Source organism: uncultured Thiodictyon sp. (assembly GCA_903837595.1).
GTDB lineage: Bacteria > Pseudomonadota > Gammaproteobacteria > Chromatiales > Chromatiaceae > Thiodictyon.
In genome coordinates, this window is sequence record CAILVI010000062.1 from 1 (window position 1) to 12,129 (window position 12,129).

The window sequence follows — 12,129 nt, forward strand, 5'->3', positions numbered from 1 at the left end:
AGCACCCGCGGCAGCCCGTCCCAGGCCTGGAAGGCCGCCTCATGGCCGCGCAGAAAACTGGCCATGCGGGCATCGGGAAAGAAGCGCAACCGGATCTGCCGCGACCAACTCAGCACCATCACGAAGGCCATCAGCGGGCGCACCGCCCGGCCAATCGTCAGGGTCCCGAAGTGACCCCAGTCGACTTGCGCTTGCTCCCCCGGCAGGGTCTTCAGCCGCAGATAGGCTTCGGGTTGCGCGCGTGGCCGGTAGTGCATCATCAGGTGACGAAAGTGGTCCGCACCACCCGGATAACCGCGCTCGCGCACCATGGCGTAGAGCCGACTGGCGCACAACGTCGGGTACTGGTCCAAGGTCGCCCGCACGAAGGGCAGAAACGCATCGAGCATTGAGGCCCGATGGGGTCGCTCCAGCTTCGGCAACCCGGCCTGGGACAGCACCCGGTCGACGGTGCCATGGTGCACGCCCAACTGTCGGGCAATGGTCCCCACCGGCCACTTCTCCACATGGAAGTAGCGCAGGATCTTCGCTTCGAGTTCTTTGGAGATGGTCACCGTCGACTCCGCGTCCGGGCCATCCCCGCGGGGCTCACGGGCGCTGCGCCCACGCGCGGGGTGGCCGTTGCATCACTGGCCCATCGCGGCGCTGGTGTAAGAACCCCAGACGGACAAATGCCGAACACACGCGCCCGCAGAACTGGCAGCGCAGACCCTCCGGGGCAGGTGCTGGCGCAGGCGCAGGGGGCGGTGCCGAGGCACGCGATTCGGGGGGCAGTGAAACACCGGGGGGTGGGGCGAGTGAACCCTGATGCGTCACGTTCCGCCGTCGGGTGCGGTAGCGACGCTGACGTTCGGCGTGGTTCATGCGCCCGCGGCGGCGGCCTTGATAACGCGCCCCGGCCGCGCGACGCCCGCCGCGCCGCTTGGGCGCAGCGGCGGCCGCAGTAACGATGGCCGTGATCGCAGTGGCGACAGATCACCACCTGACGACCACAGCGGGCGCAGTTGAACAACCGGGCACTGTCCAGCATCGGCAACTCCTGCCGATGAAGCCTGGATCGTCGCCCACCAGCGGGCGATACTTACCCACGGTACGTGCCACGCACGTCCGGGGTACGGCACTGGGTAAGACTGTGGCGGTCGCGACCAGTGCCGTACCTGTCTCAACGGCACTGATTCTGTAGACCATCGTGCGGCCCTTGTCACCTCCCGCGTGAGGAACACCCGCCCACGCGTGGTGCCGCTGGTGCGCGCGCACCTCGCCGTCTGCGACCCGGCGCCTGGGCCGCGTCGGCGCTGTGCCGGGTCCGTCCCCGGCTGCGCTACGCTCCGCCGGGGACGGACCCGGCACAGCGCCGCAGCCACGCCGCCGCGCGGCCATACACCCACCCCCCTTTCCCCCGGCTCCCAGCCCCCCATGCCTCCCAGCGACCCGACCGCTCTTCACCACCCTCGTTGGCGATTACCCGCGTCATTCACCAGCTATAGGCGGGTTTAGGTCGCCATCGACAGGCCACGGCCTTGCGCCGCCATATCGGGACGGATTTCGGCGCCCATCATTCGCCGGACCTGTTGCATGGACAACAGCCGGTGTCCAAGGGGACCAGCCTACACCTGGCCCGTCAGGTGAAACAGGCGGGCGCCGCCGTCGCGGCCGCCCAGGCGCAACTCGACGCTGAACGGGCGGCCGAGCACGCCTATGACGCCCACTCCCCACGTCCCCGCGGGCGCCCGCCAGCGTTCGCGGCCCGGATTGAGGCGGCCCTCGCGGTCGTGGTATAGGCCCAAGCCGACCAGGTACAGGCCCAAGCGCGCCAGACCGAGGCCCGCGAATTGGTGCGTGAACTGGGGATTCTCTATCACCCGTATGAGTTGGAGCAGGGACGGGCGCAGCCCGTGGAGCGCATCGCGCAACGCTTTGCTGAGGTGTGGGCGCGACTGCAACAACTCGCCGACGCGGCCGAGCTGCCGACACGGGCGCGCGAGCGCCTGGCCAAGGCGCAGCGCCTGACCGTTCAGTTCCTTACCACCATTACCTTTTTCTTCGTGACCGTGCAGGCCAAGGTCGAGGCGCTGAATCTCCCGCCCGCCCTGGAGTTGACCCTGCTGACGCAGTTGATTCCGGCGCTCTACCTGGAGCGGGTCGCCAACCGCAGCACGCACGCCGAACCGCGCCACCGACTGCACGCACTCAGCCAGCAGTTGCTCGAACCGCTACGCCAACCCGATCATCCGCTCCAGGCGCTCCCGGCACCCGAGCGCGCGCAACTCGAACAGGTAGCCGGCGACTGCGCGGACCTATTCCAGCGCAGCAGTTCCAGCGTGGAGGGGCGCAACGGCCAACTGTCCCTGCATCACCACGGCCGACATCGCTTGAGCGACCGCAAGCTCGAGGCACTGACCGCCGTGCATAACTTCCACCTCCGCCGCGCCGACGGGACCACTGCCGCTGAGCGCTTCTTCGGCCGGGCCCACGCCACGCTGTTCGCGCAGGTACTCCAGCGGATGCCGTTGCCGCCGACACCGGCGCGCCGACGACCCCGCCCGCCTAAACTGCCGCGCTCCTGCCGGTGGCGGCGTAGCGGGGGTGGCCGGAACGATGATCAAGGCCGAAGATGACGCACTGCATATTGCCATCGCCGCCACGCAGGGAGCGGACTTTCTGCTGACCTGGAGCTTCAAGCATATTAACAACGCGGAAACCAAACAGCTCATAGTGAACATCATTCAGTCCTGCGGTTACGTCTGCCCGCTGCTGTGTTCGCCAGAGGAACTCGGGGAAAGCCCAAATGATTGAAGACCCTATCGTCTCAGAGGTGCGCAAGCATCGCGAAGAACACGCCGCGTCCTACGGCCACGACCTCAGACGAATTGCCGCCGCACTCCGTGAGACAGAGGCCAAGTCATCACGGCCGGTTTTCAATCCGGGGCCCAAGTACCTGCTGAACAAGGCCGAAAGCCCGAGGTCCGAAGCGGGGGGATAGGTCCGCAGGTTGGACTGAGAGACAAACCCCGACTTCGGCCTTGCCAGTCCCGTGCGTTGCGCCAGGCCGCTTGGGGCGGCGGGTTCTTAACGTACAGGTTGCCGGAATTTCGGCATGGCTACGGCGGTGACATTCACCTTGGTGGGGCGGTACCGCGCACGGGCCTTTAGCGATGTGTACCGGTGTCGGGCGGCGAATGCTCTTTGAGCCATTCCCGCATGGCGTCATTAGCGCGCGTCTGCCAGCCGCGGCCGGTGGTTTTCAATGCGGCCAATGCATCAGCGTCAAAGCGGATCTTGGTCGGGACCTTGGTCGGCGCCCGTTGTGGCCCGCGGCTGCGTGCCGCCAAGGCGGCACGGACCGCTGGAATCCCTCCCCAGTCGAACATCAGCCCCGCCGACATTCCGGAGCGCGACACATCAGCACGACACCACTGGAGTAGGTCGCACAGGCGATCGAAGCGGATGCCGGCGAGGGGATTTCCGGGCTGCGCGAGTCGCTCGCGCAGATGGCCGCCGATGACCGGGGGCGCACCTATACCCGGGAGCAACTCGCCCTGCGCGCGGCCCGTACCGCCTTGGGCCTGTCCCAACCGGCCTTTGCCCGGCTGCTGCAAACCCCGGTCGGCACCGTGCGCGACTGGGAGCAGGGGCGCTTCCCGCCCCCCGGCAGTGCGCTGCTGGTGGCCCGGTTGGCGGTGGAGCATCCCGAGGTGTTGCGGCCATATGCCGCGGCCAGTTGATCGCTCGGCTGTGGCGGTCTCGCGGCACCATCAGGCAATCGCCAGGCAGGAGGATCGCGTGTTATGTCAGCGCCCACAGGTCATCCAGGCTGATTGTCACCGCCTCGAAGGGCGGCAGCGACACCAGCGCACCGCCCGCGAACCGTCCAATCTCCCGCCATGCCCCGCCGCCCAGGGCGTAGGCCTCCAGGGTATGCGCTCGGGGATCGATCAACCAGGCGTAGGCGACTCCGAACTGGGCATAGATCGGCATCTTAAGCTGACGATCCCTGCTTTCAGTTGACGGCGACAGGATCTCACAGACCCAATCCGGTACAACGGTAAAGCGATGATCGTGCGGAATCCGGGGCAACCGGCTACGGCGCCAGCCGGCGAGGTCCGGAACGTCGACCTCGGTGTCGTGGATGAAGTGCAATTCCGGCTCGTCGATGATCCACCAGCCTCCAGGGCCACCACGCCCCTTTTGAAACGGGCCGAACAGCTCATAACCCAAGGCTGAAGAGGTGACCACATGCGCGCCGCTTGGGCGCGGCTGGGTATAGAGCTGGCCGTTGAGGATTTCCCCGGTTAGCCCTTCGGGTAGGGCTTGAAGCTGCTCGTAGAGGCTTGGGCGGGTTTGCTGGCGAGCGTGCATCGTCTGGTTTTCCCTCATCAATCGAACAAGCGCGGCGCTGGAGCACCCAAGAACGCGGCCGTCTGGTCGCCCCGACGGGTGGCCGACATCGATCCGCGGCTAACGCGACGATCGTCGCCGGTCTTGGCCTGGATCATCTCTGCGGCCAACGGCGCTCCCGGCGCGGAGTGCCTGACACTAGTGCGTCTGCGTTCGAGTCGCAAGAGGGCGGTCCGCCTGCCCGGGCCTCACCGGGGCCGGTCCTGCCGCAGGACGCTGAGACGACCTGGTCGAACGCGTCCTCGTTCAACCCTGCGGGAATGGGGTCAAGTCCTTACTCTTGCTTGCGCCTTCGTTCCAGGAGTGTAGAGGGACAAGAGGCAAGACCTGATCCTGGCACCCACGTTCCCTCACACTTCTTCCCGGAGGCTGCGATGGTAGTCGAAAACCTATCGCAGTAGTCGGAAAGACCCATTGGAGGCTCAACGGGACGCCCTGTATCTTCGCAAGCGTAGGCACACAAAGGCGCCGCTGGATCGTCCCCCCGGGTACCACAGGAGCCCAAGTGTGCTACACGGTAACTGTACACGATCTATCAAAATCAAGGTGAACATCATGAGCGACCAAGACCTCAGCACCCGGAGCAACCATGCGATGTGGCTCGCCATTGGCGTCATGCTGCTCCCACTGGTGCCCTACGCACTGGGCGGATCGGGCGGCTAAACCGCTGAACCGATGAACACGGGCGTTCAAGACCTGAGCGGCCCCGCCTGGTGCGGGGCCGCGACCATTTTTGATTCGTCGTTACGACCCCGTCGATGGCCTTGCTGGCTTGGATACCGCCTTGCGCAGAATGCGAAATTGCCAATTGGTAGGACCCCGCCAATCGAGGGCCGCAGGGCTATCCGCCATTGGCTGGATTGCACGCCGCGGAACCTCCTGAGCCATTCAGACCTACTGTGGCAGGCCTCACCCGGCGCGCCCTTTTGCTCCATACTGTCGGGGCTTGGAGTCGCGGCCCGCGCCTGACACTCGACCACGTGCGGTCTACGGCAAGGCAAAGGTTACAAGGCCGGCCGAAGTCTCACATTGCTTGCCCCCTACTGCGCCATCAATGACCACATAGGCCCGTTTGCCATGGATTGCCAGCCCCTCCGACGATGTGGGTAGGTCTCGCAGGAGCGTCGTTGCGATCACCGGGTCGCGGCCCAATGCCCCAGATGCGAACCGCCGAAGCTGAAAGGGCTCTTTGTTGCGTTGCGGATAGGGAACCAAAAGAGCTTGTCGCTCACCTCATTGTCCCCGACGACCAGACAGGTATCCCGCGTGCCGGGACAGGGCAGGATCAGTGCCGCGGACGCCTCGCAGAGCGGAGACTGGCCGAGTAGCGGTTGCGCGATCGTGCTGGGCGGAAAGCCGACGACCAAGGCCGCGGCGATAACGCCGAGCCGCGCCCGCCGATGGATCGCCGCGGTATCTGATGTGCCCATTGGATGCTCCTGAAGGGATGTCGATGAGGATATCTTGGCTGTTTGCCGGCGGGATTTCCGAGACTGGGGGCGGCCGAGGGACATGCCAACCGTCGGGTCTTGATCGTCGTTCCGGCCACTGGGGGTCGAGGCTTTAGCCGGTCCGGCGTGCGACCTCCTGGTTGATAAATTGCCAAGAGTGAGTACCTAGGTTCCCGGAGGCTGCGATGGTAGACGAAAACCTATCACAGTAGTCGGAAATGCCCATTGGAGGCTCGACCCGATGCGCTGTATCTTCACAACCGTAGGCACACAAAGGCGTCGGTGGATCGTCCCCCCCGGGACAACAGGCGTCCCGGTGTGCTGCACGGTAACTATATATGGCCTATCAAAATTAAGGTGAACATCATGAGCGACCAAGACCTCAGCACCCGGAGCAACCATGCGATGTGGCTCGCCATTGGCGTCATGTTGCTCCCACTGGTTCCCTACGCCCTGGGCGGATCGGGCGTATAACCCGCTGAACAGATGAACACGGACGTTCAAGACCTGAGCGGCCTCGCCTGGTGCGGGGCCACGACTATCTGTGATTCGTCGTTAAGACCTTGTCGCCCCCTTGATGGCTTGAATGACGCCTTGTGCAGAAAGCGAACCTGCCAGTCGGTAGGACCCCGCCAATAGCGTGCCGCCCGGCACCAACCTCGTCGAAGCAAATAGGCGGTATATCGTTCCCGCGGGCCCTGATCATCGTTCTGGCCGCTGGGGCGTTTAGGCTGGCCTTCAGACCGCCTGGGAGCGCCGCACCGAAGTCGCGGCGAACCCTCGCAAGTCATCGCAGCGTTGCGGTTTGCTGCGAGGCCGGGCCGCACTGGGGTGCGGCGCCCCCAGAGTCGCGGCGCTTTGCGCCGTATGGCTCAGTGACCGGAAGGATGATTAAGGCCTTCCCGCGCACCGATCGCCACCCTGATCATTAAAGATAGCGCGCCGACAACCAACGCATGGCCCCGCTCCCTGTTGGCGGGGTCGCAGGCTTTGGCTGCGCCCGCTATCGCGTTTCCCCAGCGATAGAACTGATAAAAACTCACTGGTATTCCGGGCCACCCCCTACCTTGATAACGCCAGATTCCGGTCTATTTCTGATCAAAATACTCAACTTACTGGTCTGTACCGCACCCACCTGAGCTCCCATTCCGAATTGTTTGGCCTGATTTTAACGCAGGGGAGGGAATGTCTATGTCAAACGTAGCTGGCAAATCCTATGCCATGAATGTGATCACGCCCGTCAGATCGCATCTGGCGTGGGTCAACAAGGTGATCTTCTGGACGGCGCTCAAGCTGCCCAGCACTTTGAAAGGCTTGATCACGCTGTCGCTGATTCACTATGCGCGCTGGGTCATCATCGGCAAGCATCAGTTTCCGCACCTGGCGCCGGAGCAGCCGAAGGAGGCGTTGAGCTACTCCTACATGCTGTTCTTCAGCAATTTCAACGGCAGTTGGGATCAGTACGTGGACTCATTCACGTTTGCCATTCCCTCCGGTCTGGACATGTTCTGGAAATGGAATATCCGCTACCCGAAATCGGTGGCCCTCACGCCTTTTCACAAGTATATCCAGTACAACCAGATCGAAACCCTGCACTACTACAACGGCTATCCGCTGGCTACGTCGAACGACGTGAAGAGTGCCAAGACCGTGAAAGACGCCTTGATCGCCTTCGACCAGACGGCGCACGAAGGAACTGACGCCACGTTTCTCAAGCGCTACCACACGCTGTTGCGCGGCTTGCAGCACGACCTGGGCGACATGTATCCCACGCCCATCGTCAGCATGTCCGCCTACCAGGTGGAAAGACGCACGCGGTGGCACGCTAGCCAGTTGCAGGCCAATCCACTGAAGCGAGGGCAGCAATAATGGGCAATATCAGCGGTAAAGCGTATGCCTTGACCATTCTCTCTCCCATCAAGAACGGCATTGTCACCGGCGAGGAGATCGCCTATGCGGATAAGGTCAGAGACCTGTTGCAAAGCTGGAACCTGCTGCCCAACAGCCCCATGACGCAGGTGCCACAGACCTATTTGTGCCGGTACTTTGTGCTGGACGATGTGTACACCGAGTCATTGCCCGGCGCCAGCGTGCTGGACACGTTTGCCGACCTGCTGCCGGTGGTCCCGGACGCGGTGCGCCGCCGGATCCTGCCGAAAGAGGATCACCTGAAGTCAAGGTACCTGGTCTTTTCCAGCAATTTTCATGGCGGCCCCGCGGGCGACGTGGATGGCTACCTGCGCGGCATGTGGAACGCCATCAGCGGGCAGATCAAGCAAGTGTGGGGTTACTGCTATGGCTTCGATCAGGTGAACGATGCCGCCAGCTTTGTTGGCTATATGAAGAAGTGCCAACTCCCGGCGACGCTGTTCTTTGTCGGCGCCAACGACGAACCGCTGCCGGAGCAATTGAAGGCGCTGTATCTCAAACAGGAATTCGCCAGGTTCGCGGTCGAGAACCAGGGGCTGGAGGCGGCCGTGTTGCGGGCAAACTACCACGCCTTCATCACGCGCGTGGCGCCGACCAACCTGAGTGGCCCGACCTGGGAGCCTGGCCAGTACCGGCTTTAGGCACTCAGCGGCAGGCATGCCGGGACGGTGCCTCACCGCATCGCGTCTCGGCCAACCACCCATCTGGAGCAAACGATCGTGACCAAGAAACTGGATCTGCTGGATATTCAGGGCAATGTGCTGCGGCCATACGGACGCTTCGGCTACCCGGTTGCGCGCTATGTATTCCTGCACGTAAGCGACGGCGAAAAAGGCCGCGCCTTTGTCGGGGCCGTGACCAAGTCAGTGACCACCTCGGTCACGTGGGGTGCTGGTCCGGACCAGGTTCCGCAGCCCGATTGGACCGTCAATATCGCCTTTACCTACCAAGGCTTGAAGGACCTGGAACTGCCCACGGCCTCATTGATCGGTTTCTCGTCGGAGTTCGTCGCGGGAATGAAGAACCGCAAGGACATCCTGGGTGACGATGGCCCCAGTTCGCCGCAGGCCTGGGACCCGATCTGGCGTGAAAACCGCGTGACGCGCGAGAAAGACGTGCACATCTTTATCTCGCTCAACGCGCACACGCCGGGCTTGCTGGAAGACAGCTATGCGTGGCTGAAGGGGATGATCGAGGCATCCGACGGCGGCGTGGTGTTGCTCAGCGGTCATCTGGGCGACAACAACGCGGTCATGGACTACCAGGACGTCAAGGTGGTCATGGAGAACGGATTGCCTACGGCCAAGGAACACTTTGGCTACGTCGACGGGATTGGCGACCCGGCGGTGGAGGGGCTGACGGCAGACCCGCAGTTTGTACTGGGGCGCGGCAAGCAAATGGCGGACGGCAGCTGGGCGCCGCTAGCCACCGGTGAATTCCTGCTGGGCCATATTGACGAGGCGGGGGAGTACCCCCCCGCGCCCAATCCCATCCTGTTGGCGCGCAACGGCACCTACATGGTGTACCGCAAGTTGCATGAAAACGTGGCCACCTTCGACGCCTACCTGAACGAGCACGGCAAGCACTTCCCCGGCGGCAAGGAATTGCTGGCGGCCAAGTTTGTGGGGCGCTGGCGCGACAACGGCGCACCGCTGGTGAAGGCGCCGGACCAGGCCAGCAAGGACGCGTTCGATGCCCAGCTGGCCGCCGCCGATCAACAGGGCCGGGACGCGCTGCTGAGCAATTTCACCTACGACGATGACATGAGCGGCGCCAAGTGTCCGTTCAGCGCGCATATGCGCCGCATCAATCCGCGTGCGTCACTGGAGTTCACGCGCGACCCGAATGATGTACCCGGCTCATTGAAGGTCAGCACGGGCGCGTTCGACACCCCTGGTGCGCTGACCAACCGGCGCCGCGTGCTGCGCCGTGGCCTGCCTTACGGCGATGTCAAGGACCGCAGCCGCGACGACGGTAACCACGGTATCGTCATCATGATGTTGAACGCCGACATCAACCGCCAGTTCGAGTTTGTGCAGCAGCAGTGGATCAACTACGGAAACGACTTCAAGGCCGGTAACGACAAGGAGATTCTACTGGGCAACCACAGTGCCGATGAGCGGTTTGCGAGCAAGGCCGTGATCCAGGTGGACCCGAACAGTGACCAGCCGCCCTACTTTCTGTCCAAAATTCCGCGCCTGGTGGAGACGCGCGGCGGAGACTACTTCTTTGTGCCAAGCATGACGGCCTTGAGGATGATCGCCAGCGGCGTGGTTGACCCGACGTGATGCGCTCTGGTGGCGGATAGCTGTCGCACCGTCAGCTATCTGCGGCCTTTTCTCGTTGGATTGTGTTTATGGTCTTGATCGTTATTCCGGCCACCCCGCTAACATCCGTCGCGGCCTGGGGGCCGCTCCTACGTGGGTAGGAGCGGCCCCCGGGCCGCGACGGGTTGCCGCAACGGCCGGTCTAGCCGCAACGATGACCAAGGCCGGTTTGATATAGGCTTCAAATCAGAACGGCATCGGCGATTGGTGGTTGGTTTCGCCCCACAGGTTGCACCAGAGGTTTGGGTACCAGGGTGCGATGTCGCGGGTACGCGCGAACTCGCCGCCGCCGCGGGTGTTGAAGGGAGTAACCAGGGTACCGTCGGCCCGCTTGATGGTGCCGGTCACGGTGGTGAAGTGCTCCTGGATGAAGAAGATCGAGGTGCCGATCGTCTGGCCGGACAGCATCGGCGTCTGGCGGTCCCCGATATCAACTGTCGCGTCGATCCGATAATTGCCTTTCTTGCCGCGGATGCGCGTGTTGGTGGGTACGCAGCTGCGCGCATCGCCGTCCCACTTCCAGTTCGGATGGTCCCAGCCAAGTTCGCCGTCTTTCGCCGCGAAGCGCAGCGACTGCAATTGGCCGTTGTCGTAGAAGCTGACATCGAGGTTATCCATGTCCTTCGACTTGTGATACGTCTGGAACGACGCCAGCACACCGTGCGGGTCGGTGTCGCCCCACACCGCGAAATCCCAGCCGTCCAGCGAAAGCGCGTAGCGGCCGAATGAATCCTCGCGATAACCCTTGCCGTTCACCTGTACCAACTCACCGGTCTTCAGTACCTTCACCCAGCCAACGACATTGGTGCGTGGCCAGCCCATGTCGACGTTCCACTGTTCGTCGCCGGACACCGCGCCTACGTCATTGCCGTAGGCGGTGGTGAAGGCACCAGTGATCGGGCGCTGCACGTCGCGGTCTTGAAGGTCTTGGGTGACGAGGAAACTCCATTCGAAGTCGGTGGTGCGGCCTTTCAGCTGCATCGCCGGTACGCCACCAGGGCCACCGTCCGGCAGCGCCTGGTAATTGGCATAGGACCCGTTGGGGCCGGTCGCCTGCATCGCGCGCAGCGAACCGTTGATCGATGTGTTGTCGATGCCGAAATTGATGTAGTTGGCAATCGGCTTGCGGCCTGGCAGTTCGCCGACAATGCCGATGTTATTCCCGCCCGGGAGCAGCGCCCAGTCCAGCCATGCGGCCTTGTGGTGCGGGTTTGCCAGTACGTAGCCAACGATGCCGTTGAAGGTGTCTGAGTGGATCATGTAGTAATCCCACTCGAACGAGATCGCATCCAGCCAGGTGTTGCTGTTGTAGTCGGGCTGCATGATCTTCCAGCCTTGTGTCGGATTGATGTAGTTCTCGGTATAGGCGGCTTGGCCTGCGCTCGCCACCAGTGCGGACGTTGCCATGGCGGCCACGGCAATGGTCTTTGCGAGATCGATAAAGGGCTGCATGACGGTGTCTCTGCTCGGGGGCTCTGTCAACGTGGACATAGTAGCGCAGGAGGGTGGACAGGGTTTCGGTTGCGGTCCGCGTTTGAGCGGTCAATCTGTTGTGCCGCTCTCGATTGCCGGCAGAGCCGGATTAGCTTTGCAGAAATCTCACCTTCTCCCGCGGGTGATGTCGTGCGAGACTGAAAGTGAAAGTTGTCTCTCTTCGTGTGGTGAATTATCAGGCGTCCGTCAGGGCGCCTTTTTTTGTCGCGATGTTCTCGCTTACTGCCTCGGTGGCCGGGCTAATCATCAAGGCAGCAAGCTGGAATTTCGATTTCCATAGCGGGAGCGCATGGATTTGCTCCGCAGAAATACCGCCTTTCTCAGCACCGGATACCGTGCCAGACTGTCATCGCACTTGGGTCATTTCTCGGTTCTTACGCCGGGCGCCCTTCTGGGCGCCGCCTTTTTTTCTGATGTCACGCGGGCGTTGATCAGAAGTCCGCCCACTGGGAGCGCCGCACCCCAGTGCGGCGCGATCTCGCAAGCGGCCGCAGCGTCGCGTTTTGTGGATGGGCCGGGCCGCACTGGGG

12 protein-coding genes and 1 pseudogene are annotated in these 12,129 nt (G+C 63.1%); 8 read left to right on the forward strand and 5 right to left on the reverse strand.

The window, feature by feature from the left end; translation table 11 throughout:
- A pseudogene (locus QZY44_RS03320) lies at positions 1–554 on the reverse strand (hypothetical protein); the annotation flags it as partial.
- 966 nt (positions 555–1,520) lie between these two features.
- On the opposite strand from QZY44_RS03320, the gene QZY44_RS03325 reads away from it, so the two are divergent.
- The 4 genes from QZY44_RS03325 to QZY44_RS03340 are packed head-to-tail and all read left to right on the forward strand — an operon-like array spanning position 1,521 to position 2,983.
- Positions 1,521–1,781, forward strand: coding sequence for a hypothetical protein (locus QZY44_RS03325; protein WP_295442222.1), 261 nt, complete (start codon positions 1,521–1,523; stop codon positions 1,779–1,781).
- Positions 1,782–1,835: 54 nt separating this feature from the next.
- Positions 1,836–2,618, forward strand: coding sequence for a DUF6399 domain-containing protein (locus tag QZY44_RS03330; RefSeq protein WP_295442251.1), 783 nt, complete (start codon positions 1,836–1,838; stop codon positions 2,616–2,618).
- The gene (locus QZY44_RS03335; protein ID WP_295442225.1) at positions 2,599–2,796 is read left to right on the forward strand and encodes a hypothetical protein; all 198 of its coding nucleotides are present in this window, start codon (positions 2,599–2,601) and stop codon (positions 2,794–2,796) included. Before QZY44_RS03330 ends, QZY44_RS03335 begins: the two co-directional genes overlap by 20 nt.
- On the forward strand, positions 2,789–2,983 hold the full coding sequence (locus QZY44_RS03340) for a hypothetical protein (protein WP_295442228.1): 195 nt from the start codon (positions 2,789–2,791) through the stop codon (positions 2,981–2,983). The genes QZY44_RS03335 and QZY44_RS03340 overlap by 8 nt, the downstream gene beginning before the upstream one ends.
- A 166-nt stretch (positions 2,984–3,149) precedes the next feature.
- On the opposite strand, the gene QZY44_RS03345 is transcribed toward QZY44_RS03340, so the two are convergent.
- Positions 3,150–3,371, reverse strand: a complete 222-nt coding sequence (locus QZY44_RS03345) for a BrnA antitoxin family protein (RefSeq protein WP_295442231.1) — start codon at positions 3,369–3,371, stop codon at positions 3,150–3,152.
- A 120-nt stretch (positions 3,372–3,491) separates the two neighbouring features.
- Between QZY44_RS03345 and QZY44_RS03350 the strand changes: the two genes are divergently transcribed.
- Complete coding sequence (locus QZY44_RS03350; RefSeq protein ID WP_295442234.1) at positions 3,492–3,725, forward strand: helix-turn-helix domain-containing protein; 234 nt, start codon at positions 3,492–3,494, stop codon at positions 3,723–3,725.
- A gap of 61 nt (positions 3,726–3,786) precedes the next feature.
- Here QZY44_RS03350 and QZY44_RS03355 read toward each other — a convergent pair whose 3' ends face one another.
- Together QZY44_RS03355 and QZY44_RS03360 are read right to left on the reverse strand one after the other, a co-directional pair.
- A complete protein-coding gene (locus QZY44_RS03355; RefSeq protein ID WP_295442254.1) occupies positions 3,787–4,359 on the reverse strand; it encodes a Uma2 family endonuclease in 573 nt (190 codons plus the stop codon).
- A 1,172-nt stretch (positions 4,360–5,531) separates the two neighbouring features.
- Positions 5,532–5,828, reverse strand: a complete 297-nt coding sequence (locus QZY44_RS03360) for a hypothetical protein (RefSeq protein ID WP_295442237.1) — start codon at positions 5,826–5,828, stop codon at positions 5,532–5,534.
- Positions 5,829–7,040: 1,212 nt separating this feature from the next.
- Here QZY44_RS03360 and QZY44_RS03365 point away from each other — a divergent pair.
- The 3 genes from QZY44_RS03365 (at position 7,041) to QZY44_RS03375 (ending at position 10,066) form a co-directional block, all read left to right on the forward strand.
- Positions 7,041–7,718, forward strand: a complete 678-nt coding sequence (locus tag QZY44_RS03365) for a hypothetical protein (protein ID WP_295442240.1) — start codon at positions 7,041–7,043, stop codon at positions 7,716–7,718.
- 29 nt (positions 7,719–7,747) lie between these two features.
- The gene (locus QZY44_RS03370) at positions 7,748–8,419 is read left to right on the forward strand and encodes a hypothetical protein (protein WP_295442242.1); all 672 of its coding nucleotides are present in this window, start codon (positions 7,748–7,750) and stop codon (positions 8,417–8,419) included.
- A gap of 78 nt (positions 8,420–8,497) precedes the next feature.
- Positions 8,498–10,066, forward strand: coding sequence for a hypothetical protein (locus tag QZY44_RS03375; protein WP_295442245.1), 1,569 nt, complete (start codon positions 8,498–8,500; stop codon positions 10,064–10,066).
- A 225-nt stretch (positions 10,067–10,291) separates the two neighbouring features.
- Here QZY44_RS03375 and QZY44_RS03380 read toward each other — a convergent pair whose 3' ends face one another.
- Entirely contained in the window at positions 10,292–11,557 is a 1,266-nt protein-coding gene (locus QZY44_RS03380; RefSeq protein ID WP_295442248.1) for a hypothetical protein, read from the reverse strand.
- Positions 11,558–12,129 lie beyond the last annotated feature (572 nt).